Annotated in this window: 16 protein-coding genes and 1 other annotated feature; of the genes, 6 read left to right on the top strand and 10 right to left on the bottom strand. The window is 39.4% G+C overall.

The window, feature by feature from the left end; translation table 11 throughout:
- Nucleotide 1 precedes the first annotated feature (1 nt).
- Both FR7_RS06995 and FR7_RS06990 read right to left on the bottom strand, forming a co-directional pair.
- Nucleotides 2-991 (bottom strand): NADH:flavin oxidoreductase, encoded by a 990-nt coding sequence (locus FR7_RS06995; protein WP_017531303.1) that lies wholly within the window; start codon nt 989-991, stop codon nt 2-4.
- Between the two features lie 141 nt (nt 992-1,132).
- Nucleotides 1,133-1,666 carry a GrpB family protein gene (locus FR7_RS06990; protein ID WP_007930997.1) on the bottom strand — a complete coding sequence of 178 codons (534 nt, stop codon included), beginning with the start codon at nt 1,664-1,666 and terminating at the stop codon, nt 1,133-1,135.
- 285 nt (nt 1,667-1,951) lie between these two features.
- Nucleotides 1,952-2,157, top strand: a binding site (T-box leader).
- A gap of 148 nt (nt 2,158-2,305) precedes the next feature.
- Between FR7_RS06990 and FR7_RS06985 the strand changes: the two genes are divergently transcribed.
- Nucleotides 2,306-3,706 carry a sodium:solute symporter family protein gene (locus FR7_RS06985; RefSeq protein ID WP_007930999.1) on the top strand — a complete coding sequence of 467 codons (1,401 nt, stop codon included), beginning with the start codon at nt 2,306-2,308 and terminating at the stop codon, nt 3,704-3,706.
- 308 nt (nt 3,707-4,014) lie between these two features.
- Here the strand turns inward: FR7_RS06985 and FR7_RS06980 are convergent, their stop codons facing one another.
- From FR7_RS06980 to FR7_RS06970, 3 genes are all read right to left on the bottom strand, one after another.
- Nucleotides 4,015-4,401: a secondary thiamine-phosphate synthase enzyme YjbQ gene (locus FR7_RS06980; protein WP_007931000.1), complete on the bottom strand. Its 387-nt coding sequence runs from the start codon at nt 4,399-4,401 to the stop codon at nt 4,015-4,017.
- A gap of 158 nt (nt 4,402-4,559) precedes the next feature.
- Nucleotides 4,560-5,312: a hypothetical protein gene (locus tag FR7_RS06975; RefSeq protein WP_007931001.1), complete on the bottom strand. Its 753-nt coding sequence runs from the start codon at nt 5,310-5,312 to the stop codon at nt 4,560-4,562.
- A gap of 101 nt (nt 5,313-5,413) precedes the next feature.
- Nucleotides 5,414-6,118, bottom strand: coding sequence for a polysaccharide deacetylase family protein (locus tag FR7_RS06970; RefSeq protein ID WP_007931002.1), 705 nt, complete (start codon nt 6,116-6,118; stop codon nt 5,414-5,416).
- Between the two features lie 644 nt (nt 6,119-6,762).
- On the opposite strand from FR7_RS06970, the gene FR7_RS06965 reads away from it, so the two are divergent.
- A complete protein-coding gene (locus tag FR7_RS06965; RefSeq protein WP_007931005.1) occupies nt 6,763-7,203 on the top strand; it encodes a MarR family winged helix-turn-helix transcriptional regulator in 441 nt (146 codons plus the stop codon).
- Nucleotides 7,204-7,218: 15 nt separating this feature from the next.
- On the opposite strand, the gene FR7_RS06960 is transcribed toward FR7_RS06965, so the two are convergent.
- A complete protein-coding gene (locus tag FR7_RS06960) occupies nt 7,219-8,187 on the bottom strand; it encodes a Gfo/Idh/MocA family protein (protein ID WP_007931006.1) in 969 nt (322 codons plus the stop codon).
- 218 nt (nt 8,188-8,405) lie between these two features.
- Here FR7_RS06960 and FR7_RS06955 point away from each other — a divergent pair, with 218 nt between their 5' ends.
- Nucleotides 8,406-8,954, top strand: a complete 549-nt coding sequence (locus tag FR7_RS06955) for a ferritin-like domain-containing protein (RefSeq protein ID WP_007931008.1) — start codon at nt 8,406-8,408, stop codon at nt 8,952-8,954.
- A gap of 42 nt (nt 8,955-8,996) precedes the next feature.
- On the opposite strand, the gene FR7_RS06950 is transcribed toward FR7_RS06955, so the two are convergent.
- The 3 genes from FR7_RS06950 to FR7_RS06940 form a co-directional block, all read right to left on the bottom strand.
- Nucleotides 8,997-9,419, bottom strand: coding sequence for a 2-thiouracil desulfurase family protein (locus FR7_RS06950; RefSeq protein WP_007931009.1), 423 nt, complete (start codon nt 9,417-9,419; stop codon nt 8,997-8,999).
- 239 nt (nt 9,420-9,658) lie between these two features.
- Nucleotides 9,659-11,878, bottom strand: coding sequence for a heavy metal translocating P-type ATPase (locus FR7_RS06945; RefSeq protein WP_007931010.1), 2,220 nt, complete (start codon nt 11,876-11,878; stop codon nt 9,659-9,661).
- Nucleotides 11,879-12,207: 329 nt separating this feature from the next.
- Nucleotides 12,208-12,840: a hypothetical protein gene (locus FR7_RS06940; RefSeq protein WP_007931011.1), complete on the bottom strand. Its 633-nt coding sequence runs from the start codon at nt 12,838-12,840 to the stop codon at nt 12,208-12,210.
- Nucleotides 12,841-13,018: 178 nt separating this feature from the next.
- Between FR7_RS06940 and FR7_RS06935 the strand changes: the two genes are divergently transcribed.
- The 3 genes from FR7_RS06935 to FR7_RS06925 all read left to right on the top strand — a co-directional run bounded on the left by FR7_RS06935 (nt 13,019) and on the right by FR7_RS06925 (nt 15,569).
- Nucleotides 13,019-13,651 (top strand): hypothetical protein, encoded by a 633-nt coding sequence (locus tag FR7_RS06935; protein WP_007931012.1) that lies wholly within the window; start codon nt 13,019-13,021, stop codon nt 13,649-13,651.
- A gap of 21 nt (nt 13,652-13,672) precedes the next feature.
- The gene (locus tag FR7_RS06930; protein ID WP_007931013.1) at nt 13,673-13,909 is read left to right on the top strand and encodes a hypothetical protein; all 237 of its coding nucleotides are present in this window, start codon (nt 13,673-13,675) and stop codon (nt 13,907-13,909) included.
- Between the two features lie 145 nt (nt 13,910-14,054).
- Nucleotides 14,055-15,569 carry an HAD family hydrolase gene (locus FR7_RS06925; RefSeq protein WP_007931014.1) on the top strand — a complete coding sequence of 505 codons (1,515 nt, stop codon included), beginning with the start codon at nt 14,055-14,057 and terminating at the stop codon, nt 15,567-15,569.
- A 143-nt stretch (nt 15,570-15,712) separates the two neighbouring features.
- Here FR7_RS06925 and FR7_RS06920 read toward each other — a convergent pair whose 3' ends face one another.
- A complete protein-coding gene (locus FR7_RS06920; protein ID WP_007931015.1) occupies nt 15,713-16,090 on the bottom strand; it encodes a hypothetical protein in 378 nt (125 codons plus the stop codon).
- Between the last annotated feature and the right edge of the window lie 14 nt (nt 16,091-16,104).

Below are 16,104 nucleotides of genomic sequence, written 5' to 3'. Positions count from 1 at the left end.
ATCAGCTAATCTTCTTTGCAGGACATTTGGTGTGGTCCGTAAACCACAAGCATTTTCTTATTGATCCTCCGCAGTTGCGACACTGCCTAATAGGCTCCTTGGCAAGAACCTTGTTTGCCCAGTTTTCATCAGCATATATCCCTCTGCCTACTGCTGCAAAATCCACATAGTCATTTTCAATTAAGAAATTTGCCTGCTCTGCAGTAAAGATTTCTGACACAGCAATAACGGGAATCGTAACATGCTTTTTAATCTCGCTGCCGTTGAATACAATTGTACTGCATTTAAACTCAGCAGGAACATCACCCACAGGCTCTTTCATACCAAAGGAAACATGAAGGAGATCAATCCCTAATTCCTCGAAAGCCTTGACAACATCAATTGCCCCTGCTACGTCAGGAATATTGCCTCCCATACGAACGCTAACAATGGCTTCTTCGCCAACAGCATCACGAATCTGCTCCATGATCTCCATCAGAAAGCGCATTCGATTCTCTAAAGCACCACCATAGCAATCGTTCCTTTGGTTGAAGGTTGGGTCTAAAAATCTGCATAATGTATACCCATGGACAAAATGATATTCAACACCATCAAATCCTGCTTGTATTGCCCTTGCGGCAGCTGCAATACAGTCACTTTGCATCTTATGAATCTGTTCTTGTGATAATTCATTGATGTCCACATCTCCACAGGAAAGCTGCATCATTACAGTAGAACCATAGCTATGGCAGTTTTGGGCAATCTTCTCCAGAGGCTTCATCTGTTCGTCACTCCAAACTCCAAGCTGCTCTGCCGCACCTGCAACAGGAGTTGCTTGTACAATGATCAAACCGGTACCGCCTTTTGCTCTTTTGGTATAGTGATCAACATACTGCTCACCATACATACCTCCATTATCGCCCTTAAAGGAAAAACATACCATCGGCGGCATAACAATTCGGTTTTTTATTTTCTTTCCTCTTATAATGATCTCGTCGGAAACTTTGACCATACATGCATACCCCATTTCTATATGATACGTATCACAAATTATATATACTATCACGTCAAATCTCAAGTACATACTTATATGTATCATAGTGTCCTTTTATATACCTATTTATTGTAAATCTGCCTTATACTGCAAAAATACTCAAACATGCTGTAAGGATAAACCCTTTTCTCTTCTGGCAGCGTCAATTATCTTTTGTATAAACCCAATTTTTGATCGGGTAAATTTTGCAATGTTACCGCCATTCCTTTTATTGAAACACTTTTCGACTTCACCATATTCAAAGGCGAGCTCAGGATGATCACGCAAATAATCACGCAGCAAAAATTCATTGCGCAAATAAAAATCATCATCGTAAGGAACAATATGCAAGTTATGTGTCCAAATGCCATTCTCATATTTTTTAAATAAGTATCGATCATTCATATCGATTTGCATATAGCTATAGTCCTTTAAACTAAACATCGATTGATAAAAGTCAAATCCTCTAAAAGGTACAACACCAATCAAGATAGCAATTACCGATTTTGTTTCCTGCTGAGGAATCGCTGTACTCCCTACATGCTCAATAGCCACTGCATGAGAGCCAAGGATCATCCGTATATTCTTTTTTTCTTTCTCAAAAGCTTGTCCCCAATCCCAGCCACATTCCATAACTTTCATTGCATTTTTCATATGATCTCCTCCAAATTGATAGCCATTATTAACTTTTTACCAAATATTACCTTTTATGATATGTTTGCCATTAAATAACAAAACTCCTGCAAAGTTAAGATTATTTTGCAAGAGCTTCTCCTAATGTATTAAATCCTAAGGATAAAATACGATTACGATTTCTCGAATGAAAAGATACAGTTTGAAGGTTAATACTAAAAAAACATCAAAATATGAAAACAGCAGTACATTGGGTATTGACAATCGTATGTCAAAACATTATAATCGTAAACAATACTATATACGATATTGGTGATGACGGAAAAAAGTAATTGTGCCTTTTTCATGCAGAGAGCTAGTGGCTGGTGTAAACTAGTTGAAATACACAATGAAGTTCCTTCCCGAACTGCAGGCTGAAAAATACAGTAGGTCTTGCCGTATTGTCTACGTTACAGACATAGAGCTGATCTTATGATCAAACTAGGGTGGTACCGCGGTGATTCGTCCCTTATACGGTATCGCTTTTTATTTTGTCTATGATCAAATTTGGGTGGTACCACGGTCACTATCGTCCCTCTTTATAGAGGGGCGTTTTTTCTTTTATAGCTGGCATAAAAGAAAATAGATGAAAAATACTCTATACCTTAAGGAGGTTTACACATGAATATTCCATTTCTAATTGTATGCATATACATTCTGCTGCTCTTTATTATTAGTTATTTTGCTCAACGGCGGTCTGCTGGCAGTGCCACCAATTATATTCTGGCAGGCAGGCAGCTTACAACCCCATTGATTACCGTATCCATTGTAGGTCTTGCAGTTGGCGGAGCGTCAACCATTGGTGTGGCAGAACAAGCTTATAAAGTCGGCCTCTCTGCAGGCTGGTATACAACGGCTTGGGGGCTTGGAGCCATCACCATGGGAATGTTGGTTGCTAAAAAATATCGTCAGCTTAATATCACCACGATACCCGAACTGTTAGGCAGATACTATGATAAAAAAGGGATGATCGCAGGTATTGCCTGTCAGATACTCATTCAACTAGTCGTTATGTCGCTTCAATACCTGGCAGGCGGCAGTATCCTTTGTGCTTTAATGCCTGAAATCTTCACACTCACTACCGGCATGCTTACAAGCGCCGTCGTATTTATTAGTGTTACGATGACTGGCGGCATGTGGTCAGCGAGTCTTTCCAATCTTTTAAACGTATCATTAAAATACATCGGCATTATCTTAGCTACCATTGTCAGCGTAACACATGCAGGCGGTCTTAAAAACATTGAAGCTCAGCTGCCTGCAAATGTACCTTATCTCAGCTTCTTTGACGGTGTAGGTATCACTGGTATTATCACCTGGATACTCGTATTAGTAACTGTCAACTTATCTCTGCAGAGCATCATTCAGATCTCGTTGGGAGCTAAAGATGTCCAAACAGCACGCCGTGGTTTTGTAATTGGCGGCTTGATGATGCTGCCAATTGGATTTGTCAGTGCACTGCTAGGCATCATCGCAAAAACTATGTTTCCCGATGTAAGCCCTGCCATGGCCCTTCCAATGACTATCATGTCATTAAACCCTGTATTGGCAGGGATTACGTTAGCAGCTTTATGGGCAGCTGACGTATCCACAGCTTGTAGTCTGCTCCTCAGCTCAGCAACCTTGTTTTCCCAAGACATTTATAAAAAGTTTGTTAATCCCGATGTCAGCGATAAAACATTTCTGGTTGTTACAAAGGCATCTGTACTTATTTTAGGGTTATTAACCCTGATTCTCGCTATGACCATCAGCGGTATTATCACGACTCTCATGATTGGTCTTAGCTTAACGGCTTCCTTTAGTGTGATTGTTCTCTTTACCTTATTCGCTCCCTCTCTTTGCCGCAGAAACGCTGCATTTTATACCATTATGGTAAGCTTAGTGGTTCTAATCCTCTGGCAGACCGTTCCTTCCGTCCGCATCTTCCCTCATGTGATTTATCTGGAATGGATTGCTTGTGTCGGAACCTTCTTATTAACGTATCTGCTGGATTCAAAGGTTATTACAGCCTCTGAATGCGCATAATAAAAGCAATAAGAAAAATGCTTCGCGTCCTTTAAATAAGACATAGAGAAAAAAGCACTTTGAAACACGAAGACGCGAAGAATGCGAAGTTTTTGAAGTTTCCTTATAACGATTCTTCTTTGTGTTCTTCGTGTTCGCGCTAGCGGTTTCGTGTCTTCGCGGTTACAATGCTTTATCTAAAACTTATACATTCTTATCTTATAAAAAATGCCTGCAAGGATTCTACATACGAGAATTCCTGCAGACGTTTTTTATTTTCAATGCATACCCCTAAGTAAGAATTAAGCTTCTTATAGAATAACATTATGCTACAAGATCGTTACATAAACCTTTCGTTTTCGCGGACCATCAAATTCGCAAAAATAAATCCCCTGCCAAGTTCCCAAATAGAGACTTCCATTCACTATGGGAATGGTGACGGATGACCCAATCATAGACGCTTTCACATGAGCACGCGAATTCCCTTCACCATGCTGATAATCCAGTTCGGGTACCATATGATTAAGTGCAAGCAACATATCCTTTATCACATCTGGATCAGCATTCTCATTAATCGTTACTCCTGCCGTCGTGTGAGAGACAAAAACTTGGCACAAATTTTTCTCACCCTGATGTTGTCTCAATAGATCTGCCACCTGACCAGTAATATCAATAAATCCCTCCCGGGGAGTGTGAATCGTAAATTCTTTCAGCATAGTAAGCCTCCATATAACTCATAATTATACATATTTTAAAAAACATAAAACGAATCGAACCACAAAAACGCAAAGGACACAAAGGGTTCTATTTATATTTTTGTGCACTCCTTTGTGTGCCGCGCTAGCGGCATTGTGCCTTTGTAGTTCAAAATGCTTTATTTTTTAAAAGGCAGTTTATCAAAAGCTACATTTAAAATACGTTTCATTACTGATTCCGGGCCAGAACGATCGTATTCTCTTCCAAAAGCGCTGGATATACGGTCTCTTCTATCAGAATACTTCCATACGTCTTTCCAAGTGCGAGCATCAACAATTCGAAATCGCAGGTCGGCGCTATCGTAAATCCGATAACCGGCATCATAGTGAACAACAACGGATCTTGGAACTTCCATCCAGCCAGAATATGCTTTTCCATCTGCAGTTACTCCTCCATATCGAACTCTGTCAATAACAGTCTCTGTTGAATAATACGAATCATAATGTTCATAGAACCAGCCAAAATCATGAATCTCTGTAAATAATACAAGGTCGGCATATTTGGGTATTGCTTTAATTAGATCTTCCGACATATCAGGTCCTATTACAGCATCTGCTGGAATATTAGGATCAGTCTTTATTCTTTCTATTATATAGGGCAAAGTGACATAGTGAAATCCAGTTACCTTTTCCCATCTGCTCGCCAACATATCCTCGATCTTCATTTGCGTATCCGGATAGTTATGAAACTGATTTTTGCCGCTAATATCAAATCCGTCATACATAAATTCAGTATCCATAATTAGAATTGTTTTCACTTTTGTGAAGTCGTAAGCGTTCTCCTTCCATTCTGTCTGCTTTGCTAAGGCAATTGGAGAAATTCCAGAAAGAATATATATCATTACAATAAAAATCTTTATTGCAGTACTCATAGTATATTCCTCCTTTTAAAATGACTTGTATATGTATTTTTTATTTCTATTATAAGGGAGAATGGTAATAATTGAAATCATTTTATCCAATGACCCTCTGGTTATTTCTCTTCATAATACTGAAGCAATTCCGTAACTGTTACAAACTCATAGCCGCGAGACTCCAGACTTTCAATAATAAACCAAAGGGCTTCTGGTGTCGTGGATGGATATTTTCCATCATGGAGAAGAATAATACTTCCGGGTTTAACCTCTTTGACCACTAAATCTACAATCTCCCCAACAGGAGGAGAAGGAGAACGCCAATCAATCGGATCGATTGTCCAAAGAATAGTGCTGTATTCACTCTCTCTTGCAATCTTTATAATTTTCTTATTACTAATTCCTCCCGGAGGTCGAAAGAGCGTTGGTTTCGGTGCCACTTCTAATATTTCTTTTTCTGTAGTTCTTAATTCCTCCTCAACCATCCCTTCTTGTAAACTCGTCAGCATGGGATGACTGTAGGTATGGTTACCAACTTCATGTCCGTCTGCAACCTCTTGGGATATAAGATTTGGAAACCGTTTCACCTGTTCTCCCACTACAAAGAAAGTCGCCTTTATATTTTTTTCTTTTAATATATTTAAAATTTCCGGAGTGGTGGTATTAACGGGTCCATCATCAAATGTTAATGCAACGACCTTGCGAGAAGTAGGCACTTTCCAAATCACATCGGATATATCAATTAAATGGTCTTCTACCTTTCCAGCTAACAATACCGCAAAAAAAAAGAAAGTCCCAAATAACATTCCTCTGCGTATTTTCATCAGTAACTCCTTTATGTTAAAGTAATCTTACTGCAGGTGAAGTTTAATTTCCAACGCTAATATGTTTATACGCATAATGATTAGAAAATATACTAAGATAGAATTATAAAATGCTGCACCAAGAGCTGCTCCATTTAAGAGCAACTCTTGGTGCAGCATTTTTTTAGTACCTTTCTATGCTTCTACAATCCCTAAGAACTTTAAAAGATATATAACTCCAACAAGGAGTGCTACATTTTTAATTTGATGCAATTCATGAATATTCATTCAATCACCTAATTTCCTTTTGATTTGTTTCCCTTCCATTTCTTCCTAATATTAGCATAAATCATTTTGAGAATGATTACCTCTACCGAAAGGTATAGTTTTCCATTTTTTTTACTAATAAAACGAATCAAACTCATAAAAATGCAGAGGAGGTACACTTATAATAAATAAAATAGGCAAAAAGTTCTGTTAGAACTTTTTGCCTTCAATTTTTTTTGATCAGCTTTTTTACAATATATACTATTTATTTTTACTTGTCAAGAGTTAATTTATTTGTTTATTGACAGGCTGCATCATTCCCTTTACAATAAAATCATCATATGTGCATATACATACGGCTAAACGCTGCAATATTCCATAAGAAAGGTGATTATCCAATGAAAAAAAATCATGAACATCTTAAGAAACCCAGCCCTTGTAATTGCTTGAATATTAGGCGAGCCTCCAGAGCCGTTACTCATTTTTATGATAAGATTCTACAACCTAGCGGACTTACCATTAGTCAATTATCCTTATTAAAGCATCTTAAACAAGTCGAGCCGATCACGATCAGCGAATTGGCCAACGTCATGCGCATTGATCGAACAACATTGAATCGGAACATGAAACCATTAGTAGATCATGACTTGATAACAATCACTCCTGGTCAAGATCCTAGAACGAGACAAGTGGTGATGACTCCCAAAGGAACAATCACCACAAACAATGCATCCCAGCTCTGGGATAAAGCCCAGGCCTCTATTAAAGACTATTTGGGAGAAACCGATCTGGCTGTACTAGTTAAATTACTTTCAAAACTAGAGGCATTAGTTCCTTAATAAAGACTAACTGCTTTATTCAAAGGGATATCGTATTCCCCACCGAGATCGAACTTCATCCATGATTTCCATGACATCTATGGATAATTCCATGGTATCCATTTTAGCTTTGTTCAAGATGCACTGATTCATATCTTCCACTTCATATACCAATGCTTTTTCTGTTTCACCCGCTTTTATCACTTCTACTTTTCCGTCTAGATAATGTATCTCAGCCTCTGATGCTCTTGGAAAATTATCGATTGTAATAAATCCTAATTCTCCTGCTATAATGCCTCGTTTTGGCATTTTTGCCCTCATCGTTAGAGAAATCACTGCCATTTCATCCTTAGCGTTTTTAAGCAGGATACCTGACTGCTCATCTACACCCGTTTCGAACTTTTTCGCTGTAGTCAGTACCTCGTAAGGTTGGCTGGAAAGGAAGTATCTAGCAAAAGACAAAGCATACGTCCCAATATCAAGAAGTGCGCCCCCTGCCAATTCTTTACTAAAGAATCGATTGGTAACATCGTATTCTTTGCAGCTCCCAAAAGATACCTGAATCATTTTAAGTGTGCCAATTTGCCCTGAGGTAACAATATGACGCAGCTTTTTAAATAATGGCATGTGATACACAGTCATAGCTTCTGCAACGACTAAATTCTTTTGCTCTGCTGTAGCAACAATTTCCCTTAACTGCCTGCTATTCACTGTAATAGCCTTTTCACAAAATACATGCTTATTGTTATTAAGGCTCTTCATAATAAATTCATAATGATTACTATGAGGCGTTGCGATATAAACTACATCAATTCCAGGATCATTCAGCATTTCTTCGTAATTGCCATAGACCTTTTCAATATGATAAATACTTGCAAAGGCCTTTGCTTTTTCAAGATTTCTTGCGCCTACTGCATAGATACTGCCATTCACTTCCCTGATTGCTTTTGCAAAATCCAAGGCGATTGCCCCAGGACCTAAAATTCCCCATTTTAATGTAGTCATATCCTCACCTCAAAAAAGATTTTTCTAACGAAGTTCTTACCACATTGCTGCTTCTTTTATATTCTTCCAATTTATACTATTTTCACAATACAATGCAAAACTCCTGCAAAGCGAACAACTTTGCAGGAGTTTTTATAAGAAAGCACAGTTGAAAGGACTACTCCTATCTATTTTGGCATAAAATGATTCATCTACTACTATGCAGGGAGTGATTTGCTGTGAAAAATCAAATGAATCATGAGCAACATCCAAAACAACTTTATTCCTTGCCTGATCCTTATCCGACTCCCAGAGTTATGGGTAAAAACCCCTACTATGCATCTATTTTATTAGAAGACTATGCTGGCATTTCTGGAGAATTAACAGCAATTCACCAGTATATATATCATTACCTTACATTGGAAGATTGTCATACCAAGATCGCAACACTTGCACACCAAATCGCCATCGTTGAGATGCATCATTTAGCCTTATTGGGTAAAACCATTCGCTTACTTGGTAAATATCCAGTCATGCATAGCAATGATCATGGATTGACTCGATTTTGGAATGCCGATTTTGTATACTATGGCGATACCGTTTATGATAAATTATCGGCAAATATGAAGCACGAAATGGATGCAATCCAAAATTACAGAAGGCACCAACATCTCATTGATGATCCTTTTATTCAAGAATTACTGGAACGTATTATTCTTGATGAGGAGCACCATTTACAATTATTCAAAACATGCAGAGATGAATTTTGCACTACTTTTTATGACTAACTGTTACTGGAAACACCAAGACTAATTTTCGATTGATGAATCTTAACCTTTGCAGTATATCTCTTCTGTACAGACTTCTATGCCTTTATCTTTAAGCATTTTGGCAAAGATACCATCACCAGAAATCAAATTTCCCGAAAATGTACCATCATAGATCCACCCTGCGCCACAAGTAGGCGACTTGGATTTCAGTATCGCTTTTTGGCACCCGCTTACTACTGCAATTTCTAAGCCCATTTTGGCACCCGCCCTATATGGAGCTGTCTGATCATCACCATTTAAAGAGATGATCTTTCCTTCACATTGCTCTACTGGAGGACGAGGAGTCGGCAACCCAGCAAGTATTTCAGGACAGATCGGTATAGCCTTACCTTGTACTACCATTTCTATAATTTGCGGAACTGAGTATGACGAACCATTGTATCTACATCCCACACCTGCTAAACAAGCACTTACGATTATCATTCTATCATGATCCTTTTCATCTAAACTCGTACCTAAGTTGTACTATTTCCTATTATAATACAAAACTCCCCCATGGTCTAAACCGCGTACTATTGTAAGAAAAATGCTAATGCATCCTAAAAAATAAAACATTTGAACCGCGAAGACGCGAAGATTACGAAGAACACGAAGTTTGAAAATCTATAATACTCCTTCGTGTCTTTGCAATTCTCCGCGTCTTCGCGGTTCATTATTATTTTTTATTCTTTTTTATAGGGCAGCTCATACTTTTTCTGATTGGCGGGAGAAAGGACAGTCTCTGGGCCAGGCTGCTGGGGAGAGTAGGAAAGAAGCCGTGTGGAGTTCATTACAACTGCCAGGGTACTTGCATTGTGCAAAACAGCTGCGATAAATGGTGAAATTAATTTCGCAGAACCAAGCCCTAATCCAATGATATTTGCCCCAATAGCAAAAAGAAAATTCTGCCTGATAATCTGTAAGGATTTCTTACCAAGGCGAATGATTTCCACAATTTTTTCTGGATTATCCTCTCTCAGAACAATACCAGCTGTTTCAATCGCCGCATCGGCCCCACCTACCCCCATAGCAATGCCAACATTGGCAAGAGCTAAGGATGGAGAGTCATTAATTCCATCTCCGACCATCCCCACTACATATCCCTCTTCCTGCAAGGATTTTATTATATTAAATTTATCCTGTGGGAGCATATTAGTCCAAAACTTCTCCAATCTTAAAAGATCAGCAATCTCTTTTACCCCTGTATCCGCATCTCCAGAGATAATTCCAATGTTTGTAATCCCCTCTTCTCTAATACTGCGAATAGCCTTCTCTGCATTTGGGCGAAGAGAGTCTACGATCACAATGACTCCAATAAGAGCCATTCCACTAGCTACGTATACTAACGTTGCACTTTCAGCCTTGTTTTGCATGGCAAAAGGAATACGTGGAGGAATTTTTATGCCCATCTGACTTAAGTATGAGAAATTTCCAACGTGAACAACCGTGCCATCAATCGTGGCCCTCACACCCCGACCAATTGCCATTTCACTGTCAGGAATACAGGGTAAATCAATTCCTTGCTCTTTTGCAGCTTCTTTAATTGCATTTGCCAGTGGATGATTTGCATTCGCCTCTGCCCCGGCAGCTAAGGCTAAAATAGAATTGGTATCATATCCTTTATGAATCGGGATGACGTTAGCAACGGCAGGTTTTCCTTCTGTCAGCGTACCCGTTTTATCAAATAGTAAAAAATTTATTTTTCCTGCTTCCTCTAGATAACGGCCGCCTTTCACTAAAATCCCCCGACTGGCAGCATTCCCAATTGCTGCGCTAAGAGCAGTAGGCGTTGCTAGTCCTGCCGCGCAGGGGCAAGCAACAATCAAAATAGTCATCGTTCTTCTGATATCCCCTGTTAGCAGAAACACCAGCAATGCCAAAAGAAATGAACTTGGGATGAGACGAGCAGAATAGGCATCTGCCATTTTTTGTATGGGAGCTTTAGAATGAGCCGCCTCTTCAACAAGATGTATCACACGGGCAACGGATGTTTGATCCCCCACTTGCTCTGCCTTAACATACAATGTCCCCTGTTCAATTGTGGAACCAGCCAATACCCTATCACCAACTTGCTTGTGCACAGGTACAGGCTCTCCTGTTAATGCTGCTTGATTGACTACCGCCTCACCGTTTATAACGATTCCGTCTACCGGAATTTTGCTGCCAAGTTTTATGGATACGATGTCTTCTTGCTTTAGTTGAGAAATGGGTATAATGACTTCCTGCCCATTTACAACAATCCAGGCGTCTTTTTGATTGCCTTCCAGCATACTCCGAATCGTACGGCGTGATCGATCCAGTGTAAGGGTTTCGATTAAGGTGCTGAGGTTCACCAGCCATACAACCACTAAGCCGGTAGCCCCTTCTCTTAACAATACCGACAAAATAATGGCCGTTCCAATCAAAATCTCATTATTTAAAACCCGGCGCAGAAAAAGATTTTCGATACCACTGCGTAATATGGGAAAAGCCGTAATTAATGTCACCAAACTGGTTAGACTCAACAAATTAACGGAAAGAGGTCCTGGACGAAACAGATAACGAAACAGATGATAAAGCAATGTTAAACCGCCAATAGCCACTAAAGCAATTTGGGTAGGAATGGACACATCCTCTACTTCAAAAGGTTTTGCCTTCTGCCTTTTTAAAATCTGGGGCTTAGAATCCTGTTTGATGTACTGTTGCAAAAAGGACCATAAAACGCCTTCAGAAGTCATAGCCTGATTGTATTGAATCAAGATCTTACCCGACTTAGGATTTGCGCTACATTCTTGAATCCCTTTTTGCTTCCTCAAAAGTACTTCAAGCTGTGACGCAAACTTAGGATTCTGTTTTATTCTAGAATGATATATACGAATACGCCCAGGTATTTTGTGAACAATTTGCAGATATGGTGCAGCCAAACAACGTTTCCCCCTTTTAGGTATTTATCCGATGACCAAGTCGCTCTCAGCACAAGAAAAACATTACGTGTATTTTAAAACATAGAAAGTAAACTGAACCACAGAGGCGCAGAGAACACGGAGAAAAAATAGATAAAGTTAAAAATCTCTGTGCTCTCTGCGAACTCTGTGCCCTCTGTGTTTAACGTTCCCCTAAACTTATAAATTCTTATACTACAAGAAAAGAACGATCCTCTAATAAACGCAAAAAAATCCCAGACACTGGGATTTTAGAGTGTCTAGCAGGATCATCACCCACTAGAATGTATTATATGGAATACAACTTTTTATTATACTGCTGCTTCTGTAATCGACAAATAGGAATTTTGCTTAACGGTTAACAGCTGTTCACGAATTTGCTTCATGATTAAGTTCTCCCAATCATAGAGGAAATTCAAAATACATCCCTTAATCCGTTCAGAGAGGTCAAGCAATGCTGATTTCATTTGCTGTTTGCTGGAGCACCCTAAGGTTTCCATGGCTAAGGTTGCTACATCGACCTGAAAAGGAAATATACCTTTCGTGACTGATTTCAAAGAATAACTGCAAGCTTTATTGCCCAAGAATTCAACACAGCGGGTAGCTCGTAATGCAGAGCGATGTTCATGAACTGCAGGCAGTAATGACCTGAGAGAAAGGGCGGGAAAAGGTCCTTTTAATGCTAAATTTCTCTCGTATGAAAAACCATGGGCTTTCACTTTTCCATTTAGCTTATTAAGGAGCCGATCTAACATTCTTCCTTTCTGCAGCTCTAACAAAACTGCAGGCCATGCAAGAGAATTTTGGCAAAACAAAGAATCCGCCAATTTATGAATTTCTAAAGAAGAAATTCGTGAACGTATCTGACAAAATTCCCCCCGTATATCGTTTGCACATTCAAGCTGTAATGCTTCAATTGGTTTTATATATATTGACATAGGCATAATCCGCCTCCTGATGATAGCAATTATCATTATCACTATTATTGATTATACTACAGAAAATTATACCCAGTCAATATAATATATCAAAAAAATCTTATGAAAAAACGTATATAACATGGATAAACATGGGAACAATACTAATGATTACATCGCATAATTTTGGAAAGGCAGGGTTATAATGTCCGATATAGAAACAGGATCATATAACGAATATGAAATAAAGTCTAAAGTAAAACAAAGCAGAGGGCAGCTCCTGCGTGCGCGAGCTATGGAAACTTGCTGTGAGGAGACGACCTTGGGGCTTGAACAAGTCTTTGAGGCGAAATTAGCCGCCATACGTATATATGAACAGAAATTAAACACAGTTACCGATCCCTATGCACGTAAAGCATTGATGCAGATGATCCGCAAGGAACGTAAAGAACTGCTGGAATTGGCAGAACTAACAGACTTAGTAGAAACAGGACCGGGAATGAATGGCTTAACTAGAAGAAAACGCTGCTTTAATCACGAAATTAAAATGCGTACTGGGCATAATGTAACCTTTTGGATTGGAGCTGTTGTTGTAGCAGCCGCTTTGATGCCGAGTGTTAGAGAAAAGCTTCGTCCCTTAGCTGTGAAAGCAGTGCAAGGTGTAATCGGATTAACAGAGCAGGCACAGGGAGTTTTCAGCGGTGTACGGGAAGACATTGAAGATCTGGTAAGCGAAGCTCAATTTGAGCGTTTTAAGGACTCGCTTGATGAGGTCGATGAAGATCTAGAAGAAACTAGTGAAGAAACACTCGATACCACCAAAGCTGATCCTAACTAATCCATATATCAGGAGGAACAAGTGGCTATTACGATTGAAATGTTACGCCAGAAAATCACAAATGCAAATCGTGAACTGCATGAAGCAATTGATATGAGTATTGAACTAAGACGACACTCACCAGAAATAAAGGGAGAAGTAGTTACCATTTGGGAAGAATTCCTGGGTCAGTTTTTCGGTTATATCAAGAAAACAAGTAAAGAATCGAAAGACAATTTACTTGCTGGTATCTCCTGGACACGTCTAAAACTTTTTTAGCCAGCGGCACATTTATTTACATTAACAGCAGGGAATCATTCCTTGCTGTTGATTCTTTCACGCTCCATCATCCTTTGTCTGTTTATGGCTATAACTGGTTGTTTTTCCAAAAAAGTATTTTAATCCAAAAGGAGGACGCTTTTCATTGGCAGCAGCTAGTCTTACAACAAGCCAATACAATTTATTGCCAGGACGGTTACGAATATCCATTAAATCACTTCTCCAAAGCCCTTCTTTTGCTCACTATATAGCAACAAGATTAGTAAAAGAAAAATATATTTATTCCGTAACAGCAAATCCATTAACAGGCCGAGCGCTTATTTATTTTAATCCAGCTCATACTTGTCTAACTGAAATTCAGTCATTGATTTCTGCAATAGAGCAAAGGTATTCGATACAAAAGTCCACTATGCATAAGAGCATAAAAATGAGCTGTAACCATCCTCCAGAACTTATCAAATCACCGGGGACCTACGCCTTAGCAACAGGTCTCATTCTAGCAGGACTAATCACCAAATGCTTTTTTGCAGGCAAATCTACCCTGTCTTCTTCCCCACAAATTTTCAGTTTTGCTGCTCTTGCAACTTTAATCGCTGGCTACCCCATCTTACGTAACCGTTTTGAAACAGTGGCAAAAAAACACAATATGAACTATGAATTGCTTTTGTTCCTGCCTACCTTACTACTGCTAACCATACGAGAAAGTATTACTGGATTGTCCGTGCTCTGGCTAGTCCAGTTAACCTATTGGCTTGGTACAGCAGCGCAGGAAAATTCCCATAAAAGCATATCGAATCTTCTTATGAGAAAACAGCTGCAGGCACAAAACAGCCCGTATGAAGAAAAAGAGAACCTCAGTCCCAAAGATACAGAAGTGAAAAATAACATCTCCGCTCATAAAAATGAAGAAAAAAAACCTTCATCCTCTTTATTGACTGAAAAAACCATATGGTATTCCTTGGCGATTTCAGGAATTAACTTTGTTCTAACAAGAAACTTTATGCGCAGCCTCGCCATATTACTTGCTGGGTGCCCTGCTGCGATTTCCCTATCCAAAGACGCAGCAATGCATTCTGCAGTCAGACAAGCAGCGGAGAAAGGAGTTTTTATAAAGCAGATTGATGTTCTAGAACGTCTAGGAGACGTTGATACAGTATTATTTGAACATGAATGCTATACAGGAATAGACCAGCTGCATTCTTTAGGTATCAAGGATATTCGTGTGATAAAGGGCGATCGTACTGCTAACCGGCATGCTATGCTTCCTGACGATATAGTAAAAATGATTAACGATTTGCAAGCCCTAGGAAAGAAGATTGTAATGATCGGAGACGGGATAAATGACTCTCCCGCCTTTGCTGCCAGTGATGTTGCCATCGCTATGGGCAGAAAGGGAACAGCTCAGGCAATTGAAACCGCTGATATCGTGATTGCGAATGATGATCCTCGAAAAGTGGCTGAAATCATCTATCTTAGCAGATATATGAACAAGGTCATTCGTCAAAATGTATCCTTTGCTACGGTCTTCAATATAGCTGGTGTGGCACTAGCTGCTGCCTCACTCATTACTCCAATAACTGCAGGATTACTGCTGAATATCAGTACATTGGCAATCATTATGAACTCAAAATGCTCGTTGTCTGGTAAGAAACCATTTTGAATCGCTAGGATTATAAAAAACATAATAAAATACGCAGAAGCACAGAATACTGAGAAAAGATCAAATAAAAATCTCTCAGCATATTCTGTGCTTCTGCAGTTACTTCATTATTTCGCTGCCCTCAAGAACATATAAGATCTACTTTAGCGAATGGCACGACGTCTTTTCGCCTCATCTACAATACTTTTAAATTCAGCTTGTGCCGCTTCTTTCAATGTCAATATCTTGGCAGTCGTAGCAACGGCTATCCGGTGCCCTTTTTCTCTAGCCACTGCACCACGACAAGGTGAAACACCTCGAACTTGACGCGCTTCTTCTACAAAATCAGAAGCTCTGGCACTCACTTTTGCTGCTGCATTTTTCACTTCGTCTTTGGCAATTAAAGCCCCTTTAGTCACCTTCACTGCACCAGACCGTAGATTGCGGCGATCCGACAGCAAAGCTAGAACAATACCACCGGCCAACAATAACAAGAGAGAATTTTTGCTGAATAAATTGGCACCAAATTTCAAAAAATTCATATACATTACACCTC

This window comes from Pelosinus fermentans DSM 17108 (assembly GCF_000271485.2).
Classification (GTDB): Bacteria; Bacillota; Negativicutes; order DSM-13327; family DSM-13327; genus Pelosinus; species Pelosinus fermentans.
This window is presented reverse-complemented; position numbering and strand designations above follow the sequence as displayed.